General features: G+C 70.8%; 20 protein-coding genes and 1 riboswitch. Of the genes, 16 read left to right on the top strand and 4 right to left on the bottom strand.

Features of this window, described 5'->3' with window-relative positions; genetic code table 11:
* Positions 1 to 728 (top strand): RDD family protein (locus JS521_RS24330; RefSeq protein WP_205085074.1); only part of this gene is annotated, 728 nt, incomplete at its 5' end.
* A gap of 189 nt (positions 729 to 917) precedes the next feature.
* Positions 918 to 1,586, top strand: a complete 669-nt coding sequence (locus JS521_RS24325; protein WP_065487491.1) for an RDD family protein — start codon at positions 918 to 920, stop codon at positions 1,584 to 1,586.
* Positions 1,587 to 1,594: 8 nt separating this feature from the next.
* Here the strand turns inward: JS521_RS24325 and JS521_RS24320 are convergent, their stop codons facing one another.
* Positions 1,595 to 1,918, bottom strand: a complete 324-nt coding sequence (locus JS521_RS24320) for a hypothetical protein (RefSeq protein WP_205085073.1) — start codon at positions 1,916 to 1,918, stop codon at positions 1,595 to 1,597.
* Between the two features lie 428 nt (positions 1,919 to 2,346).
* Between JS521_RS24320 and JS521_RS24315 the strand changes: the two genes are divergently transcribed.
* Together JS521_RS24315 and JS521_RS24310 are read left to right on the top strand one after the other, a co-directional pair.
* Positions 2,347 to 4,749, top strand: coding sequence for an immune inhibitor A domain-containing protein (locus tag JS521_RS24315; RefSeq protein ID WP_205085072.1), 2,403 nt, complete (start codon positions 2,347 to 2,349; stop codon positions 4,747 to 4,749).
* Between the two features lie 124 nt (positions 4,750 to 4,873).
* Positions 4,874 to 5,305, top strand: a complete 432-nt coding sequence (locus tag JS521_RS24310; protein ID WP_205085071.1) for a hypothetical protein — start codon at positions 4,874 to 4,876, stop codon at positions 5,303 to 5,305.
* A 31-nt stretch (positions 5,306 to 5,336) separates the two neighbouring features.
* Here JS521_RS24310 and JS521_RS24305 read toward each other — a convergent pair whose 3' ends face one another.
* On the bottom strand, positions 5,337 to 5,927 hold the full coding sequence (locus JS521_RS24305; RefSeq protein WP_205085070.1) for an isochorismatase family protein: 591 nt from the start codon (positions 5,925 to 5,927) through the stop codon (positions 5,337 to 5,339).
* A gap of 182 nt (positions 5,928 to 6,109) precedes the next feature.
* Positions 6,110 to 7,438, bottom strand: coding sequence for a nicotinate phosphoribosyltransferase (locus tag JS521_RS24300; RefSeq protein WP_205085069.1), 1,329 nt, complete (start codon positions 7,436 to 7,438; stop codon positions 6,110 to 6,112).
* Between the two features lie 79 nt (positions 7,439 to 7,517).
* Here JS521_RS24300 and clpS point away from each other — a divergent pair, with 79 nt between their 5' ends.
* The 10 genes from clpS (at position 7,518) to JS521_RS24255 (ending at position 15,551) form a co-directional block, all read left to right on the top strand.
* Positions 7,518 to 7,835, top strand: coding sequence for an ATP-dependent Clp protease adapter ClpS (clpS, locus tag JS521_RS24295; protein WP_205085068.1), 318 nt, complete (start codon positions 7,518 to 7,520; stop codon positions 7,833 to 7,835).
* A 53-nt stretch (positions 7,836 to 7,888) separates the two neighbouring features.
* Complete coding sequence (locus tag JS521_RS24290; RefSeq protein WP_205085067.1) at positions 7,889 to 8,509, top strand: DUF2017 domain-containing protein; 621 nt, start codon at positions 7,889 to 7,891, stop codon at positions 8,507 to 8,509.
* Positions 8,510 to 8,855: 346 nt separating this feature from the next.
* On the top strand, positions 8,856 to 10,313 hold the full coding sequence (locus JS521_RS24285; protein WP_205085066.1) for an amino acid permease: 1,458 nt from the start codon (positions 8,856 to 8,858) through the stop codon (positions 10,311 to 10,313).
* Between the two features lie 156 nt (positions 10,314 to 10,469).
* The gene (locus JS521_RS24280; RefSeq protein ID WP_205085065.1) at positions 10,470 to 10,892 is read left to right on the top strand and encodes a M67 family metallopeptidase; all 423 of its coding nucleotides are present in this window, start codon (positions 10,470 to 10,472) and stop codon (positions 10,890 to 10,892) included.
* Positions 10,893 to 10,910: 18 nt separating this feature from the next.
* Positions 10,911 to 11,090, top strand: a riboswitch (cobalamin riboswitch).
* A gap of 38 nt (positions 11,091 to 11,128) precedes the next feature.
* Positions 11,129 to 12,127 (top strand): ABC transporter substrate-binding protein, encoded by a 999-nt coding sequence (locus JS521_RS24275; RefSeq protein WP_205085064.1) that lies wholly within the window; start codon positions 11,129 to 11,131, stop codon positions 12,125 to 12,127.
* Complete coding sequence (locus JS521_RS24270) at positions 12,124 to 13,164, top strand: FecCD family ABC transporter permease (RefSeq protein ID WP_205085063.1); 1,041 nt, start codon at positions 12,124 to 12,126, stop codon at positions 13,162 to 13,164. Before JS521_RS24275 ends, JS521_RS24270 begins: the two co-directional genes overlap by 4 nt.
* A 64-nt stretch (positions 13,165 to 13,228) precedes the next feature.
* Positions 13,229 to 14,026, top strand: a complete 798-nt coding sequence (locus tag JS521_RS24265) for an ABC transporter ATP-binding protein (protein ID WP_205085062.1) — start codon at positions 13,229 to 13,231, stop codon at positions 14,024 to 14,026.
* 69 nt (positions 14,027 to 14,095) lie between these two features.
* Entirely contained in the window at positions 14,096 to 14,224 is a 129-nt protein-coding gene (locus JS521_RS37250; RefSeq protein WP_255382959.1) for a putative leader peptide, read from the top strand.
* Positions 14,225 to 14,322: 98 nt separating this feature from the next.
* Positions 14,323 to 14,601 (top strand): MoaD/ThiS family protein, encoded by a 279-nt coding sequence (locus tag JS521_RS24260; RefSeq protein WP_006124874.1) that lies wholly within the window; start codon positions 14,323 to 14,325, stop codon positions 14,599 to 14,601.
* Positions 14,601 to 15,551 carry a PLP-dependent cysteine synthase family protein gene (locus tag JS521_RS24255; RefSeq protein WP_205085061.1) on the top strand — a complete coding sequence of 317 codons (951 nt, stop codon included), beginning with the start codon at positions 14,601 to 14,603 and terminating at the stop codon, positions 15,549 to 15,551. Before JS521_RS24260 ends, JS521_RS24255 begins: the two co-directional genes overlap by 1 nt.
* A 141-nt stretch (positions 15,552 to 15,692) precedes the next feature.
* Here JS521_RS24255 and JS521_RS24250 read toward each other — a convergent pair whose 3' ends face one another.
* Positions 15,693 to 16,214 carry a type II toxin-antitoxin system PemK/MazF family toxin gene (locus tag JS521_RS24250; protein ID WP_205085060.1) on the bottom strand — a complete coding sequence of 174 codons (522 nt, stop codon included), beginning with the start codon at positions 16,212 to 16,214 and terminating at the stop codon, positions 15,693 to 15,695.
* A 236-nt stretch (positions 16,215 to 16,450) separates the two neighbouring features.
* Between JS521_RS24250 and JS521_RS24245 the strand changes: the two genes are divergently transcribed.
* Positions 16,451 to 17,203 (top strand): MBL fold metallo-hydrolase, encoded by a 753-nt coding sequence (locus JS521_RS24245; protein WP_205085059.1) that lies wholly within the window; start codon positions 16,451 to 16,453, stop codon positions 17,201 to 17,203.
* 47 nt (positions 17,204 to 17,250) lie between these two features.
* The gene (locus JS521_RS24240) at positions 17,251 to 17,772 is read left to right on the top strand and encodes a GNAT family N-acetyltransferase (RefSeq protein WP_205085058.1); all 522 of its coding nucleotides are present in this window, start codon (positions 17,251 to 17,253) and stop codon (positions 17,770 to 17,772) included.
* Positions 17,773 to 17,856: the final 84 nt, after the last annotated feature.

Below are 17,856 nucleotides of genomic sequence, written 5' to 3'. Positions count from 1 at the left end.
GCAGTGCAGCCGCTGACTCCCGCACCGGCACCCGCCCCCGCACCGGCCCCGGCGGCGGCTCGGCCTCCTGGGCGCAGCAGGTCCACCAACTGGCCCAGCCCGAACCGCAGCAGCAGCACCAGCACCAGGTTCAGCAGCCGCCGCAGCATCAGGGCCCTGCGGCGGGGGCCGGGGCGGACCAGCCCGTCGTGCCCTGGAAGCCGCCGGTCGACGACCCCTTCCAGCAACTCGCCCGCAACCAGGCATCCGCCCGTCCCGCCGGGCTCGGCAAGCGGTTCGCCGCCCGGCTGGTCGACAGCCTCGTGCTCGGCGCGATCGTCGGGGCGGTGGCCGTCCCGCTGTCGGCCCGGGCGCTCGACCACATCGACCGGAAGATCACCGCGGCGAAGGAGACGGGGGAGACCGTCACCGTCTGGCTGCTGGACTCCACCACCGGGGTCCTGCTGGGGGCGCTGCTCGCCGCGTTCCTGCTCCTCGGCTTCCTGCTGGAGGCCCTGCCCACGGCCAAGTGGGGCCGGACGCTGGGCAAGAAGCTCTTCGGGCTCGACGTACGGGACATCGAGTCCCATGACGCCCCCTCCCTGGGCGCGGCCCTGCGCCGCTGGCTCGTCTACGGCGTGCTGGGGCTGCTCGTCCTCGGTGTGGTCAATGTCCTGTGGTGCCTGTTCGACCGCCCGTGGCGCCAGTGCTGGCACGACAAGGCGGCCCGTACGTTCGTGGCGGGCTGAGCGGGCTGAGCGGGCTGAGCGGGCTGAGCGGGCTGAGCGGGACCGGCTGACCGGGAGCCACCTGCCCGCTTATCGGAAAATCCGGCCGGGCGGGTGGCGACATGCCGGTCTAGACTCGTATGCCGCCTCGCGTCCCCCGAACGCACCTGAGCCGTTGCGGGCCCCGGTGGTGCGGGATGCACTGCCCCCATGAGCAACGACCAGCCGACGCCCGGCCAGCCGCCCGAGGACGACGATCCGTTCCTCAAGAAGCCGCAGGAGCCCCCGCCGCCGTCCGACGGTCAGCCGTACGGCAGTGCGCCGCCGCCCCCCCCGCCGCCGCCCCCGCCGAACGATCCGTACGGCAGCGGCGGCGGGTTCGGTGCGCCCGATCCGCTGGCCGGGATGCCTCCGCTCGCCGAGCCGGGAAAGCGGATCCTGGCGCGGCTCATCGACTTCCTCATCATCTCGATCCCGCTGTATCTGATCTCGCTGCCCTGGGGCGGCGCGGTCGACGTCAACGGGGACGGCGACGACGGGTTCGGCGACGCGGTCGCCAGCGGGTACAGCGGGCACCAGCTGCTCTGGTCGATCATCGGCCTGGTGGTCTACGTCGCCTACGACACCTACTTCACCCACAAGGACGGCCGCACGCTGGGCAAGCGGCTGCTGAAGCTGCGCGTCGCGATGCTCAACGACGGCCGGGTGCCCGACACCGGGGCCGCGCTGATGCGGGCGGTCGTGCTGTGGGCTCCGGCGCTGCTGTGCTGCCCGTGCCTGTGGTGGCTCATCAACATCGTGCTGATGTTCACCGACAAGCCCTACCGGCAGGGGCTGCAGGACAAGGCGGCCAAGACGGTCGTCGTGGTCGCCCGTTAGCGGGTCGGTCAGCGGCGCAGCGAGTGCTGGTCGGTCCGCGCCGGGGAACGCCCCGCCGTGACCCGCTCCCGTGCCCCGATGCTCTCCAGGGCCTGGTGCGTCCGGGCGGCGGCGGAGGCCCGGTCGGCCGTCGGCCGCCCGGCCGCGGCGGTCGGGCGTCGGTCGGGCCGGGGCAGCCGCAGGGCGACCAGCAGGCCGAGGGCCAGCGCGGTCGCGCCGACGGCGGCCACGCCGATGCCGGACTCCGTGCGGAACAGCAGCAGCAGGGCGAGCGTCGTGGTGACGACGGTGGCCGAACCGTAGACGAACTGTGCGGCAGTCGGACGCGGCATGGCGGTTTCCGTCCTTCGGACGTCGGATGGGCGGGCGGCGTTCGGCACGATCGTGCGCACCGAACGACCCTACGACGGTGGATGCCCGACCGGGACCGGTAGTAAGCGTGACCTAACGCACGGTACCGGTGCACAGGGGGCGCACGGAGTCACGGCTCTCACCAACCGGACAGCGGAGCGCGCCTGTTGACGTGTCCCGCCGGACCGGATCGGCCCCGGTCGCCGTTCCTTTGCCGTTCCCATGCCCTTCACATACCGTCCGCATACCGGAAGAGCACTCCGCATAGTGCACTTGGTCTGTTCAAGTCAAGGTCTGTCTTTTCTCTCATAACTCCGATCGAATGTCGTCACTTGTGACGCGTTTACGCGCGCGGCCCGCTTCATACCCCCCTGGCCGCAGCGCGGACGCCCGGGGAGGACTGCTTCAAGTGACCAATCAGAGACGGGCGCTTCGCACCGCCGCCGTTGTCGTGGCCATGGCTGCGACCGCCGCGACGGCGTCGACCTTCGCCACCGCCCAGGCGCATGACAGCTCATCAGGTTCCGGTGTCTCCACCGTCGACCGCCGTGACCCGGCGCCGGCCAAGGGGCATGTGGAGCACAACCTGGAGGGCCCCTTCAGCGAGCAGCAGGCCGCCCAGCGCGAGGCCGCGCTGGAGCAGGTGCTGGCCGGGGACAAGAAGGTCGCGAACCGGAGCGGATCGAAGGTCGTCAAGCTCGGCGACAAGAAGTACGTGGAGCTGGGCCGGGAGAAGACCGACAAGATCTTCACCATCCTGCTGGAGTTCGGCGACCAGGTCGACGACACCACGATGTTCGACCCGGACGGCGACGGCCCCAAGCCGCCCGTCAAGAAGTTCGGCGGCACCCCCGGACCGGCGCACAACAAGATCGCCAAGCCGGACCCGAAGAAGGACAACAGCACCGCCTGGAAGTCCGACTACAACCAGGAGCACTTCCAGGAGCTCTACTTCGGCGAGGGCAAGGGCGTCCACTCGCTCAAGACCTACTACGAGAAGACCTCCTCGGGCCGTTACTCGGTCGAGGGTGAGGTCTCCGACTGGGTCAAGGTCCCCTACAACGAGGCCCGTTACGGCTCCAACTACTGCGGCCAGTCCAACTGCGCCAACGTGTGGGACGCGGTCCGCGACGGCGTGAACGCCTGGGTCGCCGAACAGCAGGCCAAGGGCCGCACCGACGCCGAGATCAAGGCCGACCTCGCCGAGTACGACGAGTGGGACCGCTACGACTTCGACGGCGACGGCAACTTCAACGAGCCCGACGGCTACATCGACCACTTCCAGCTGGTCCACGCCGGCGAGGACGAGTCGGCCGGCGGCGGCGCCGAGGGCACCAACGCCATCTGGGCGCACCGCTGGTACGCGTACGGCACCAACGCCGGTGCGACCGGCCCCGCGGACAACAAGGCCGGTGGCGCCCAGATCGGCGACACGGGCATCTGGGTCGGCGACTACACCGTCCAGCCCGAGAACGGCGGCCTGGGTGTCTTCGCCCACGAGTACGCCCACGACCTCGGTCTGCCGGACCTGTACGACACCTCCGGCGGCGGCGAGAACTCGGTCGGCTTCTGGTCCCTGATGTCGGCGGGCTCCTGGCTCGGCACCGGCAAGGGCGAGATCGGCAACCTGCCCGGCGACATGACCTCGTGGGACAAGCTCCAGCTCGGCTGGCTCGACTACGACAAGGCCAGGGCGGGCAAGACCTCGCTGCACAAGCTGGGCGTCTCGGAGTACAACACCAAGAACCCGCAGGCGCTCGTCGTCGAGCTGCCGAAGAAGGCCGTCACCACCACCGTCACCAAGCCCGCCGAGGGTGCGAAGCAGTGGTGGAGCGACATGGGCGACGACCTGTCGAACACCCTGACCCGCTCGGTCGACCTGACCGGCAAGTCCAAGGCCACGCTGGACCTTTCGGGCTGGTACGACATCGAGGCCGACTACGACTACCTCTACACCGAGGTGTCCGACAACGGCGGCACCAGCTGGACCGCGCTCGACGGCACCGCCGACGGCAAGGCCATCCCGCGCGACGCCAGTGACAAGCCGGCTCTGACCGACGTCTCGGGCGCGTACAAGAAGCTCTCCTTCCCGCTGGACGCCTACGCGGGCAAGAAGGTCGACCTCCGCTTCCGCTACCAGACGGACGGCGGCGCGGGCGGCAAGGGCTTCGCGGCCGACGCCATCACCATCACGGCCGACGGCGCGGCGCTCTTCTCGGACAACGCCGAGGGCGACGACAACGGCTGGACCGCCAAGGGCTTCTCGCGGATCGGCGAGTCCTTCACCCAGGACTACCCGCAGTACTACATCGCGGAGAACCGCCAGTACGTCTCGTACGACGAGACGTTGAAGGTCGGCCCGTACAACTTCGGCTTCTCCGGCACCCGTCCGGACTGGGTCGAGCACTACGCGTACCAGAACGGTCTGCTGGTCTGGCTCTGGGACACCTCCCAGAAGGACAACAACACCTCCGTCCACCCGGGCCAGGGTCTGATCCTGCCGATCGACGCGCACGCCAAGCCGCTCAAGTGGAAGGACGGCTCGCTCCTGCGTAACAAGATCCAGCCGTTCGACGCGCCGTTCAGCTGGTACCCGAACAAGGGCTTCACGCTCCACAACGCGGACGTGCCGCTGTACATCAAGCCGAGCCTGGGCAACCCGGTCTTCGACGACCGCAAGGGCACTTACTGGTACAAGGAGAACCCCACGGGCAGTGTCAAGGTTTCTGACACGAACACCCGCATCTCCATCGTCCACGAGCCGCTCGACGGTCGGACGATGAGCGTGCTGGTCAGCCCCTCGGGCCGCTGATCAAGTAAAACCGCAGGTCAAACCATGATCGGCCGTCGCCCTCTAGCGGGCGGCGGCCGATCGTGTTTAGGTGCGTCTTGTTCACATCCTTATTGACACGACGTCTCACGGGGGAGCGCGGAGCATGGCAGGCGGAGGTTTCTGCAGGTTGCCGAACGGCACGGTGGTGGTCGCCCTGACCCTCACCAGACCGGCCGACGGCACGGGATCCTGCGGCGGTACGGGAGCCGGGCCCGGAGCCCCGGTACGGGTGCTGGTGCACGCGGCGAACCGGGCGCGCGCCCTGACCAGGCTGCGCAATCTGGGGCTGCGGGCGGTGTACCTGCGCGGCAACGACCGGCCGCCGACGCCGGACGAGGTCACGGCGGTGCTGCACCACCCGGACGGGCTGCTGTGGCGGGCCGCCCCGCAGGCGGACGCGGCCGGCGTCCGGCCGCTGGGCCCGGTGCATCAGGCGTCGTCCCAGCCGGTGTCGTCCTGCCAGGAGCTGTGGCACCCGATCCGGGCCCTGCTGGGCCCCTCCGGGTACGCCGGACCGGCCCGCCCGGCCGCGTAGGGGCCGAGGGGGCTTGGCCCGAGGGGCTGGGCTACGACGCGACGACGGGCGTGCCGGAGAGCTTCACGCCCGCCGTGCGCAGCTCTGCCAGGGCCCGTTCCGTGGTCGCCCCGGAGACGCCCGCGGTCAGGTCGAGCAGCACATGGGTGACGAAGCCCTCACGGGCCGCGTCCAGCGCGGTGGCGCGTACGCAGTGGTCGGTGGCGATGCCGACCACGTCGACCTCGGTGACCTCGCGGTCGCGCAGCCACTGGGCGAGGCCGGCCCCGTTCTCGTCGGAGCCCTCGAACCCGCTGTACGCGGCCGAATACGCCCCCTTGTCGAACACCGTGTCGATCGCGCCGGAGGCGACGGCGGGCGCGAAGTTCGGGTGGAAGCCGACGCCCTCCGTACCGGCGACACAGTGCACCGGCCAGGAGTGCTCGAAGTCCGGGTTCGGCGAGAAGTGGTCGCCCGGGTCGATGTGGTGGTCGCGGGTGGCGACCACGTGGCGGTAGCCGGGCTGGGCGTCGCCGATCAGGTCGGTGATGGCGGCGGCGACATCGGCACCGCCCGCCACCGCGAGGCTGCCGCCCTCGCAGAAGTCGTTCTGAACGTCCACGACGATCAATGCGCGGTGCATGGCGGGTGTCCGGGAGGTTGCCGGGGTTCGAGCCTAGGCACTGGAACGTCACAATCAAGCCCGTCCGCGAAACCACCGGTTACGGACCGGCCCGGTCCGGGGCCCGGGGCGGGGGCTGACCGGCCGGGTAGTGGCGCTGACCCGGCCCGGCGCTGACCGGCCCGGCGGCGGCCCCGCCCGGCTCAGGCGTACTCGGTAGGGATCACCGGCTCGCCCCGCGACAGCTGGATCGCCGACATCGGCAGCCCGGCGCGCGCGGCCACGTGCCGCTCCCGGACCGTGTCCAGCGGCTCGCGGGCGACCACCTCGCCGCCCCGCACCAGCTCCGCCAGCAGCTGCCGGCCGGCCAGCTCCTCGGGGACCGGGCCGGTGCCGATCACCTCGGCCTCGGCCACCCCGTGCTCGTCGGTCCGGCGCGCGGCCCACTTGCGGCCGCCGACCGACGACTTCGCGCCGAGCGACTTCTTGGCCACCGGCACCAGCGGGGCGTCCGGCTCCGCCGAGCCGGCGCGGGCCACCAGCTTGTAGACCATCGAGCAGGTGGGGTGCCCGCTCCCGGTGACCAGCTGGGTGCCGACGCCGTACGCGTCCACCGGCGCGGCGGCCAGCGAGGCGATGGCGTACTCGTCCAGGTCCGAGGTCACCACGATCTTCGTGCCCGTCGCCCCCAGCTCGTCCAGCTGCTGCCGCACCCGGTGCGCGACCAGCAGCAGATCCCCCGAGTCGATCCGTACGGCGCCCAGCTCGGGCCCCGCGATCTCCACGGCCGCCCGGACCGCCTCGGTCACGTCGTACGTGTCGACCAGCAGCGTCGTGCCCCGGCCGAGCGAGTCCACCTGCGCCCGGAACGCGTCCCGCTCGCTGTCGTGCAGCAGGGTGAAGGCGTGCGCGCTGGTGCCGACCGTCGGGATCGCCCAGCGGAACCCGGCCGCCAGGTCGGAGGTGGCGTCGAACCCGCCGACGTACGCGGCACGGGCCGAGGCGACCGCCGACAGCTCATGGGTGCGGCGCGCGCCCATCTCGATCAGCCGGCGGCCCCCGGCGGCGGCCGACATCCGCGAGGCGGCGGCGGCGATGGCGGAGTCGTGGTTGAGGATGGAGAGGATCACCGTCTCCAGCAGCACGCACTCGGCGAAGGACCCCTCCACCCGCAGGATGGGGGAGCCGGGGAAGTAGACCTCGCCCTCCGGGTAGCCCCAGATGTCGCCGCTGAAGCGGTAGCCCGCCAGCCATTCGAGGGTCGGCTCGTCCACGATCTCCTGCTGGCGCAGGAAGCCGATCATCTCGTCGTCGAAGTGGAAGTTCTCCACCGCGTCCAGCACCCGCCCGGTGCCCGCGACGACGCCGTAACGCCGCCCCTCGGGCAGCCGGCGGGTGAACGCCTCGAAGACCGAGTGGCGGTCGGCGGTGCCGGCCTTGAGGGCGGCCTGCACCATGGTCAGTTCGTACTGGTCGGTGAAGAGCGCGGTCGACGGAACGCCGACCCGCCGACCGAGGTCCGCTGTGTTCATGGCTGGGATGCTACCCCCTATTCGTCAAAGTGACGAGATGTGGGGTCCGTTTGTGCGTCGGGCCCGCCCGGGTGGCAGCATGGGACAGGTGAGCGTTGCTACCCCGCTAGAGATCGAACGTCCCGATTCGGCCGAGGAGACCTTCGCGGTCCCCGAGCCGGACGTCCCGTGGGTGACGCTCGTCCACAACGACCCGGTCAACCTGATGAGCTACGTGACCTATGTCTTCCAGGCCTACTTCGGCTATCCGAAGGGCAAGGCCCACAAGCTCATGATGGACGTGCACCAGAAGGGCCGCGCCGTCGTCTCCAGCGGGAGCCGCGAGGAGATGGAGCGCGACGTCCAGGCCATGCACGGTTACGGGCTGTGGGCCACCCTCACCCAGGACCGCAACTAGCCGCTCCCGGCGCCCCTGCCACCCGCCCCGTTCGACCCACCATCGGAGAATCCATGGCCGGCCATTTCGAGGCCACCCCCGGCGGCGGCGCGGCCGTCGCGCTCGACGAGGTCGAGATCTCGATCCTCCGCTCCCTCGCCGTGCAGCTGCTCGAACTGATCGGTCCGGGCGACGAGCCCGCCGACGGCGAGGACCCGCTCGCCGCGCTCTTCGCCGAGGGCCCCAGCAAGCCGCCCACCGACCCGGCGCTGGCCCGGCTCTTCCCCGACGCCTACGGCGGTCCCGAGGGGGCCGAGGGGCCCGCCGGGGCCGGAAAGCCGGAGGAGGAGCTGCGCGAGCTGTCCGCGGAGTTCCGCCGGTTCACCGAGATGGACCTGCGCACCGGCAAGCGCGACGACGCCCTCGCCGTCGTCCGCACCCTGGACGCGCTCTCGCCCGCCCCGGACGACGGGGCCGTCCTCACCCTCACCGGCGACGAGTGCCGCAGCTGGCTCCGCTCCCTCAACGACCTGCGCCTGACCATCGGCACCCGGCTGGAGGTCTCCGACGAGGACCAGGGTGAGGAGGGCTCGCTCTACCGGCTCCCCGACAGTGATCCGCGCAAGCCCATGGTGATGGCCTACCTCTGGCTCGGCGCCCTCCAGGAATCCCTGGTCGAGACGCTCATGCCGTAGGCAGCCTCCGGAAAAGCCGAGCCGCCCACCCAGCCGGGGGGGGCGGCTTCTGTTCGCTCAACGGACGCTCAGATCCGAGTAATGATCCCGCCAAGTCATTCGGGTCATTCGTTCCGGGCAGCGCTTTATGTCCCCTTCTGCCTGTGGTGTACACCACAGAATGTCCCACGGTGTCCTGTGACGGCCGTGATAAATCTTCACGACCGCCCGGGGGACGCCACCCCTGTTTCCCGGGGGCGCTACACACCGGCCGAACGCCGGTCGCACTCCATCCATATCCGGGGGGATCAGGACCTGATCCGCAGCCTTGTACGGCGCGGATCGGCGTGGAGAAAGGCGCACCACCATGACATCGGCGCAGGTCGACGAGGGACAGGTCGACAAGGGTCAGCCCGGCGGCAATGCCGGGGACGCCGGAACCAGTGGCGAGGGATACCAGCGCGGTCTGGGAGCTCGTCAGATTCAGATGATCGCCATCGGCGGAGCCATCGGCACCGGGCTCTTCCTCGGCGCCGGCAAAGCCATCGACCGGGCCGGGCCCAGCCTCATCCTGGCCTACGTCGTCGCAGGTCTGGTCATCTTCTTCATCATGCGGGCCCTGGGCGAGCTGCTCATGTACCGCCCGGTCTCCGGCTCCTTCTCGGAGTACGCCCGGGAATTCATCGGCCCGTTCTTCGGATTCGTGACCGGCTGGACGTACTGGCTCTTCTGGGTCGTCACCGGAATCACCGAAGTCACCGCCGCCGCCACCTATATGACGTACTGGTGGAACATTCCGCAGTGGCTCTCCGCCCTCGTCTTCACCGTCATTCTCTACGGCGCCAACCTGATCTCCGTGAAGCTCTTCGGTGAGCTGGAGTTCTGGTTCTCCATGGTCAAGGTCACCGCCATCATCGGCATGATCCTGATCTGCGCGGGCGTTCTCACCGTCGGTTTCTCCGACGCCGGCGACACCGCGACCGTCTCCAACCTCTGGAACGACGGCGGATTCTTCCCCAACGGCATCACCGGCACCCTCATGACGCTCCAGATCGTCATGTTCGCCTTCCTCGCCGTGGAACTCGTCGGCGTCACCGCCGGGGAGTCCAAGGACCCCAAGACCGTGCTGCCCAAGGCCATCAACACCGTGCCGTGGCGCATCGCCGTCTTCTACGTCGGCGCGCTGATCATGATCCTCTCGGTCGTGCCGTGGTCCACCTTCAAGCCCGGCGTCTCCCCGTTCGTGAAGGCCTTCGAGGAGATGGGGCTCGGCGTCGGCGCGGCCATCGTCAACTTCGTCGTCCTCACCGCGGCGCTCTCCTCCTGCAACTCCGGCATGTACTCCACCGGCCGCATGCTCCGCGACCTCGCCCTCAACGGGCAGGGCCCCCGCGCCTTCACCAAGCTGACGAAGAACGGCCTGCCGCTGGTGGGCACCACGTTCTCCGCCGCCCTGATGCTCGTCGGCGTGTGGATCAACTACCAGTGGCCGGGCGAGGCGTTCAACTACGTCGTCTCCTTCGCGACCATCTCCGGCATGTGGGCCTGGATCATGATCCTGATCAGCCAGATCCGCTACCGCCGCATGGCCGACGCGGGCATGCTGCCGCAGTCCTCGTTCAAGGCCCCCGGAGCCCCGTACACGAGCTGGTTCGCGCTCTGCTTCATCGGCATGGTCATCGTGATGATGGCGATCGACAAGGACGCCCGGATCTCGCTCTACTGCGCACCGCTGTGGGCGCTCATCCTCTTCGTCTCCTACCGGGTGCTCCAGGCGCGCAACCCGGAGCAGGCCGGGAAGAAGACCACCTCCGGCAGCCACTGACCCGGAGACCGGCGCCCATCGACCCCGAGGGCGGGCCCCACGACCACCCTCCTCCCGGACTGTTGTCGGCCTCCCCAAAGGCCGACGCCGTCCAGCATGCGGGCCCCCGCGTACCACCCACCGGTACGCCGGGGCCCGCCTGCTTATCCTGGCGCCATGCTGACCATCACCCAGACGCTCTACGACCAGATCGTCGCCCACTCCCGCGCCGACCACCCCGACGAGGCGTGCGGAGTGGTAGCCGGCCCGGCCGGGACGGACCGCCCCGAGCGCTTCATCCCGATGCTCAACGCCGCCCGCTCGCCCACGTTCTACGAGTTCGACTCGGCCGACCTCCTCAAGCTCTACCGCGAGATGGACGACCGCGACGAGGAGCCCGTGGTCGTCTACCACTCGCACACGGCGACCGAGGCCTACCCCTCCCGCACCGACGTCACGTACGCCAACGAGCCCGGCGCCCACTACGTCCTGGTCTCCACCGCCGACACCGACGGCTCGGGCCCCTTCCAGTTCCGCTCGTACCGCATCGTGGACGGCGAGATCACCGAGGAAGACGTGCAGGTCGTCGAGGCGTACTGAGCCCCCGGGTACCTCGCGGAGCCACCGGACGGGTCTGGCACACTGCACCCCAAACCCATCAAGGCAGCAGGAACCAGGAAGCCGGTGCGAATCCGGCACGGTCCCGCCACTGTGACCGGGCCCCCTCCCGTACGGACTCCGACTCCGTGCCGGAGGGCGGCCCGGAAGCCAGGAACTGGCCCGCCGCCTTCTCGCATCGACCAGGGGACGCGGAAATCCCCCGGAGAGGCCCCGCCATGTCCCGGCGCACCCCTGCGCTCATAGCCGCCGCCGTGCTGCTCCCGCTCGCCCTCACCGCCTGCTCGTCCTCCTCCGACGGCGACGCCGCCACCGGGGACAAGGCGTCGGCGACGGGCGAAGGCTTCCCGTACACCGTCAAGAACTGCGGTGTCACCACGACGTACGAGGCCCCGCCGAAGCGCGTCGTCACCATGAACCAGCACGTCACCGAGATCATGCTGGAACTGGGCCTGAAGAAGTCCCTCGTCGGCACCGCCTACCTCGACGACAAGGTCCTGCCGAAGTACGCCAAGGACTACGCCTCCGTCCCCGTCCTCGCCAAGGAGTACCCCTCCTACGAGCAGGTCCTCGCCGCCAACCCCGACTTCGTCTACGGCGGCTACGGCAGCGCCTTCACCGCCGGCGACGGCCGCGGCCGCGAGGCGTTCGAGAAGTCCGGCATCGAGACCCGCCTCAACACCGAGAGCTGCACCAAGGGCGACCAGCCCATGGACACCCTCTACGAGGAGATCCGCGAGGTCGGCCGCACCTTCGGCATCAGCGACCGCGCGGAGGCCTGGATCAAGCAGGCCAAGGCCGACAACGCCGCCACCGCGAAGAAGCTGGCCGACCTCAAGCCGGTCTCCGTCTTCGTCTACGACAGCGGCGACAAGACCGCCTTCACCGCGGGCGGCGAGGGCATCGGCAACGAGCTGATCGAACGGGCCGGCGGCACCAACGTCTTCGCCGACCTCGACAAGCCCTTCGGCGACGCCTCCTGGGAGAACGTCGTCGACCGCAAGCCCGAAGTCATCGTGATCTACGACTACGGGGCCACCACCGTCGAACAGAAGAAGAAGCGCCTCCTCACCGACCCGGCCCTCGCCGACGTCCCCGCCATCAAGAACAAGCGCTTCGCGGTCATGCCGCTGTCCGACGCGGTCCTCGGCGTCCGCGTCCCCGCCGCCGTCGACAAGCTCGCGGCCCAGCTCCACCCGGCGGCCCCCACCTCGTGACCTGCCGCGCCTCCGCACCGCGGCGGCCGCTCGGTTACGTCCTGGTGCTCGGCGTCCTCGCCGCGCTCCTGGCCGTCGCCGTGCTGGCCGCCCTCGCCCTCGGCTCCGTCCGCATCCCGCCCGGCCAGGTGATCGACATCCTGACCGGGCGGGCGGAGGCGAGCCCGTTCCGCACGATCGTCCTGGACGTGCGGCTGCCCCGGGTCCTGCTCGGCATCGTCGTCGGCGCCGGACTCGCCGTCATCGGCACCGTCCTCCAGGCCCTCGTCCGCAACCAGCTCGCCGACCCGTTCCTCCTCGGCGTCTCCTCCGGGGCCTCCACCGGCGCGGTCCTGGTCATCGTCCTCGGTATCGGCGCGACCCTCGCCACCACCGTCACGATCCCCGCCGCCGCCTTCGCAGGCGCCCTGCTCTCGCTGCTGCTCGTCTACACCCTGGCGCGCGGCGGGGGCGGCCTCACCACCAACCGGCTCGTCCTCGCCGGGGTCGCCGTCTCCTACATCCTCTCCGCCCTGACCAGCCTGATCCTGGTCACCTCCGCCCGCGCCGACCACCTCCAGGAAGTCCTCTACTGGACCCTCGGCGGCCTCGGCGCGGCCCGCTGGGACATGCTCGCGCTCCCCGCGATCACCCTCGTCATCGGCACCGCGGTCCTCCTCACCCTGGCCCGCCCGCTCGACCTGCTCCTGGTGGGGGAGGAGGGTGCGACCGTGCTGGGCCTCGACACCGCCCGCTTCCGGGCCGCCGTCTTCGTCCTCGCCTCCCTGATGACCGGCGCGCTCGTCGCGTACAGCGGAGCGATCGGCTTCGTCGGGCTGATGGTCCCGCACATGGCCCGGATGGCGGTCGGCGCCGCACACCGAGCCCTCCTCCCGGTCGTCGCGCTCGGCGGCGCGGTGTTCCTGGTCCTCGCGGACCTGGCCGCCCGGACGCTCGCCGCCCCGCAGGACATCCCGGTCGGGGTGCTCACCGCGCTGACCGGCGGCCCGTTCTTCCTGTGGATGCTGCGACGCAGGCCGGAAGGAGCGCCCGCATGAGGCCCGTACGCGTCGGCCGGGGGAGCACCGGCACGACGAGGCCACGTCCCGAGGGAGCCCGCCCGTGACCACCCTGCGCACCGAAGGCCTCTCGTACGGGACCGGCGAGGGCCGCCACCTCGTCGACGCCGTCGACCTCACCGCCGCCGACGGCGAGACGGTCGGCCTCGTCGGCCCCAACGGCAGCGGCAAGACCACCCTCCTGCGGTGCGTCTACGGCACCCTGCGCCCCACGCACGGCCGCGTCCTCCTCGACGGCGACGACCTCGCCGCCCTCCCCGTGAAGGCCCGCGCCCAGCGCATCGCCACCGTCCCGCAGGACGGCCAGGCGGGCTTCGAACTCACCGTCGGCCAGGTCGTCGCCATGGGCCGCGCCCCGCACAAGCGGTTCTGGGAGGCCGACACCGCCGCCGACACCGCCCTGGTCACCGAGGCCCTCGACCGGGTCGGGATCGCCGCGCTCGCACCCCGTACGTTCGCCTCCCTCTCCGGCGGCGAACGCCAGCGGGCCCTGGTCGCCCGCGCCCTGGTCCAGCAGCCCTCGCTCGTCGTCCTGGACGAGCCGACCAACCACCTGGACATCCGCTACCAGCTGGAGATCCTCTCCCTGGTCCGCGAGCTGGGCACCACCAACCTCCTCGCCCTGCACGACCTCAACCTCGCCGCCTACTACTGCGACCGCCTCTACGTCCTCAAGGACGGCCGGGTCGTCGCCTCCGGCACCCCGGAAGAGGTCCTCACGGCCGAACTGCTGAGCGAGGTGTACGGCGTGGCCGCCGAGGTCAGCGCCCACCCGAAGACCGGCGCACCCACGGTCGTCTACCTTCCGGAGGACAGCGCCGCGCGGCAGAAGTCCACATAACGGTCGCTCACCATCCACCATGTGGGATCACACTCGGGTTTCCGCACAGGGAATCGATACGATGCCCGCATGGTTCCCCATGACGTGAGCAACAAGACGCCGGGCACGCTGCTCGTCGCGCGGCTGCACGTCGACCTGTGCAGGCTGGCCAGCGCGATCTGTCCCAGCCGCAGCCTGCCCGTGAGCCGCCCGGCCTGAGCCGCGGTCCGCGCGCCCACCCATACGCACCACCCCCCGCGCGGGGGCAGAAACGCGCGCCCCACGCCACCTCTCCGCTTTCGACAGGAGCCCACGCCATGGCCATCGAGGTCCGCATCCCGACCATCCTCCGCACCTACACCGACGGCGCGAAGGCCGTCGAAGGCAACGGGGACACCCTCGCCGACCTCTTCGCCGACCTGGAGAGCCGCCACACCGGCATCCGTGAGCGCATCGTCGACGGAGAGCAGCTCCGCCGCTTCGTGAACGTCTACCTCAACGACGAGGACGTCCGCTTCCTCGACGGCATCTCCACCAAGCTCAGCGACGGCGACAACGTCACGATCCTTCCGGCCGTCGCCGGCGGCATGCGCTGATGCGGTACGACTCCCCGCTGGCGGCCGTGGGGAACACCCCCCTCGTCCGCCTCCCGAGGCTGTCCCCGTCCGAGGACGTCCGCATCTGGGCCAAGCTGGAGGACCGCAACCCCACGGGCTCGATCAAGGACCGCCCGGCGCTCCACATGGTCGAACAGGCCGAGAAGGACGGCCGGCTCACCCCCGGCTGCACCATCCTGGAGCCCACCAGCGGCAACACCGGCATCTCGCTCGCCATGGCGGCCAAGCTCAAGGGCTACCGCATCGTCTGCGTCATGCCGGAGAACACCTCGCAGGAACGGCGCGACCTGCTCGCCATGTGGGGCGCCGAGATCATCTCCTCCCCGGCCGCGGGCGGCTCCAACACCGCCGTACGCGTCGCGAAGGAGCTGTCGGCGGAGCACCCGGACTGGGTGATGCTCTACCAGTACGGCAACCCGGACAACGCGGGCGCCCACTACGCGACCACCGGCCCGGAGATCCTCGCCGACCTCCCGTCCATCACGCACTTCGTCGCGGGCCTCGGCACCACCGGCACCCTCATGGGCGTCGGCCGCTACCTCCGCGAGAACCGCGAGGGCATCCAGATCGTCGCCGCCGAACCGCGCTACGACGACCTGGTCTACGGCCTCCGCAACCTCGACGAGGGCTTCGTCCCCGAGCTGTACGACGCCTCGGTCCTCACCACCCGCTTCTCGGTCGGCTCCGCCGACGCGGTTACCCGCACCCGCGAACTCCTCCAGCAGGAAGGCATCTTCGCGGGCGTCTCCACCGGCGCCGCGCTCCACGCGGCGATCGGCGTGGGGAAGAAAGCGGTCAAGGCGGGGGAGAGCGCGGACATCGTCTTCGTGGTGGCGGACGGCGGGTGGAAGTACCTGTCGACGGGCGTCTACACGGCGGAGACGACGGAAGCAGCGATCGAAACGCTGCAGGGCCAACTCTGGGCGTGAGCCGTAGTTCCGGCCCGTCCGGCGTTTGAGGACGTCTTTTCGCCCGTCAGGGCTTGCCCTCCAGCGGGCCTGGGGCACCATCTCAGCCCCTCCGGCGATTGAGGAGCGGGGTCCGGGGCAGCACCCCGAAGGACCCCGCCCTCACCTCGCCTTCAGCTTCCGGACCCGCTCCCACACCCCGGGATCCACGGACCCCACCCTCCGCCGGAACGAGGCGATCCGCACCTCCCGCAGCTCATCCGTCTCCAGGAAACTCTGCCGCCCCTGCCGGTCCCCGACCGTCCCGGCCGGCAACGCGATCACCCCGGGCCGCTCCTCGTGATGCTTGCTGGTGATCTTCGCGACCAGCGCCGTGCGCGCCCCGCCTCGCCCCCGTACCGAGATCACCAGACACGGCCGGTCCTTCGACCCGGGCCCGTCCTCGTACGGCACATCGGCCCACCACACCTCGCCCGCCCGCGGCGTACGCCCGTCCCCACGCCCCTCCGGGCCCGAGGGCCGCGACGGACGCGAAGGCCGGGACGGCGGCCGGGCCGAACCCGCCGGCTGCCAGGGCCTCCGCGACCGCGGCCCCCGGTCCGACCGCCCCCGCCCGTCCACCACCGCGGCGACCAGCGCCAGCAGAACCACGGCGACCAGCGCCACCCACCAGAACGTGTTCATCCCCCGACCGTACCGGCGGCCGGGAGGGGCACGGCGGGCCGGACCGTGGGCGCGCTTCCATCGAACCGGTGACAGAGCAGGTGAGTTCCCCCACAACGGAGGGCAGCAAAGGAGCGACGTGGAGTTTCGCGCCTTACGCTCGACAAACCGCAAAACCGATCCCGCAGGAACCGACACCAGGCTTCGGCGGATCGCACGAACCCTCCCCGTTCCCGCGCCCCGGAGGTTCACGCTCCATGAAGCTCACCGTCGTCGGCTGCTCCGGCTCGTTCCCCTCCAAGGGTTCGGCATGCTCGAGCTACCTCGTAGAGGCCGACGGCTTCCGGCTGCTCCTCGACATGGGCAACGGCGCCCTCGGCGAGCTGCAGCGCCACGTCGGTCTCTACGACCTCGACGCGATCTTCCTCAGCCATCTGCATGCCGACCACTGCATCGACATGTGCGCGTACTTCGTCGTGCGCTACTACCCGCACGGCGGCGGCCGCCCCCGCCCTCTCCCGGTCTACGGCCCCGAGGGCACTGAGCAGCGTCTGACCGCCGCCCACGGCGACACCCCCTCCGACCGGGCGATGGCCGAGGTCTTCGACTTCCAAACCCTCAAGTCCGGGGCCTTCGAGATCGGCCCGTTCTCGGTCCGTACGGAGAAGCTCTGCCACCCCGTCGACACCTTCGGCATCCGCATCGAGCACGGCGGCTCCTCCCTCGCCTACTCCGGCGACACGGGGACCTGCGATGCGCTGGAGGACCTGGCCCGGGACGTGGACCTCTTCCTCTGCGAGGCGTCGTTCGTCGACGGCAAGGAGGACATCCCCGACCTGCACCTCAACGGCCGCGAGGCCGGCGAGGCGGCGGCCCGCGCCGGAGCGCGCCGGCTCGTCCTCACCCACATCCCGCCGTGGACCGACGCCGACCGCAACGCCGCCGACGCCCGCGCGGTCTACCCGGGCCCGGTGGAGCTGGCGGTCCCGGGAGCGGTGTACGAGATCTGAGACGGCGGCCGCTTCCCGGGTCCGGGCGGCTCTGCGAGACTGCCCGGATGATCACGATCAGACCCGCCCGGGAGGGCGATCTCGACGGCTTCCTGGCCCTGGCGTCGCAGGTGGAGCACTGGTTCGGGCCGATGGTCGAGGAGCCGGGCTTCCACCGCGCGGTGGAAGCCCATATCCGTGACGGGGCGGCGCTGATCGCCGAGTCCACAGAGCCGGCCGACGCTTCCGTCGCCGTCCCCGGCGCCGCCCCCGGCCTCAGCGGCGGACTGCTGTTCGGCGCGGCCCCGCCGACGTACCACGTGCACTGGCTCGTCACCTCCGAGCACCGCCGGGGCGCGGGCGTGGGCCGGCTGCTGATGGCGGAGGCGATGCGCCGGTACGTGAGGGGGCCCGGCACCGTCGAGGTGGTCACCTTCGGGCCCGACCACCCGGGGGCGGTGGAGAGCGGGGCCCGGGCCTTCTACGAGAAGCTCGGCTTCGCGCCCGGCGAGCCCGCCGACCCCGGCCCGGAGGGCGGCTCCCGCCAGATCTACCGGCTGGACGTGCCTGATTCCGTACGCCCCGTGTGACGGGTACGCCGAAGCCGTCCTTCATGCCGAGCGCCCAGGTGAGGGCCATGGACACACCGGTCAGCACCGCGTGGATCGCGTACA

The organism is Streptomyces durocortorensis (genome assembly GCF_016901035.1).
Classification (GTDB): domain Bacteria; phylum Actinomycetota; class Actinomycetes; order Streptomycetales; family Streptomycetaceae; genus Streptomyces; species Streptomyces durocortorensis.
The sequence above is the reverse complement of the archived record's forward strand: the minus strand, read 5'-3'. Positions and strand labels throughout refer to the sequence as shown.

Bases quoted from the DNA above. Each gene is read 5' to 3' on its own strand.
- JS521_RS24325 (WP_065487491.1), top strand. From the start codon at position 918: ATGAGCAACGACCAGCCGACGCCCGGCCAGCCGCCCGAGGACGACGAT.
- JS521_RS24320 (WP_205085073.1), bottom strand. From the start codon at position 1,918: ATGCCGCGTCCGACTGCCGCACAGTTCGTCTACGGTTCGGCCACCGTC.
- JS521_RS24310 (WP_205085071.1), top strand. From the start codon at position 4,874: ATGGCAGGCGGAGGTTTCTGCAGGTTGCCGAACGGCACGGTGGTGGTC.
- JS521_RS24305 (WP_205085070.1), bottom strand. From the start codon at position 5,927: ATGCACCGCGCATTGATCGTCGTGGACGTTCAGAACGACTTCTGCGAG.
- JS521_RS24300 (WP_205085069.1), bottom strand. From the start codon at position 7,438: ATGAACACAGCGGACCTCGGTCGGCGGGTCGGCGTTCCGTCGACCGCG.
- clpS (WP_205085068.1), top strand. From the start codon at position 7,518: ATGGGACAGGTGAGCGTTGCTACCCCGCTAGAGATCGAACGTCCCGAT.
- JS521_RS24290 (WP_205085067.1), top strand. From the start codon at position 7,889: ATGGCCGGCCATTTCGAGGCCACCCCCGGCGGCGGCGCGGCCGTCGCG.
- JS521_RS24285 (WP_205085066.1), top strand. From the start codon at position 8,856: ATGACATCGGCGCAGGTCGACGAGGGACAGGTCGACAAGGGTCAGCCC.
- JS521_RS24280 (WP_205085065.1), top strand. From the start codon at position 10,470: ATGCTGACCATCACCCAGACGCTCTACGACCAGATCGTCGCCCACTCC.
- JS521_RS24275 (WP_205085064.1), top strand. From the start codon at position 11,129: ATGTCCCGGCGCACCCCTGCGCTCATAGCCGCCGCCGTGCTGCTCCCG.
- JS521_RS37250 (WP_255382959.1), top strand. From the start codon at position 14,096: ATGGTTCCCCATGACGTGAGCAACAAGACGCCGGGCACGCTGCTCGTC.
- JS521_RS24260 (WP_006124874.1), top strand. From the start codon at position 14,323: ATGGCCATCGAGGTCCGCATCCCGACCATCCTCCGCACCTACACCGAC.
- JS521_RS24255 (WP_205085061.1), top strand. From the start codon at position 14,601: ATGCGGTACGACTCCCCGCTGGCGGCCGTGGGGAACACCCCCCTCGTC.
- JS521_RS24250 (WP_205085060.1), bottom strand. From the start codon at position 16,214: ATGAACACGTTCTGGTGGGTGGCGCTGGTCGCCGTGGTTCTGCTGGCG.
- JS521_RS24245 (WP_205085059.1), top strand. From the start codon at position 16,451: ATGAAGCTCACCGTCGTCGGCTGCTCCGGCTCGTTCCCCTCCAAGGGT.
- JS521_RS24240 (WP_205085058.1), top strand. From the start codon at position 17,251: ATGATCACGATCAGACCCGCCCGGGAGGGCGATCTCGACGGCTTCCTG.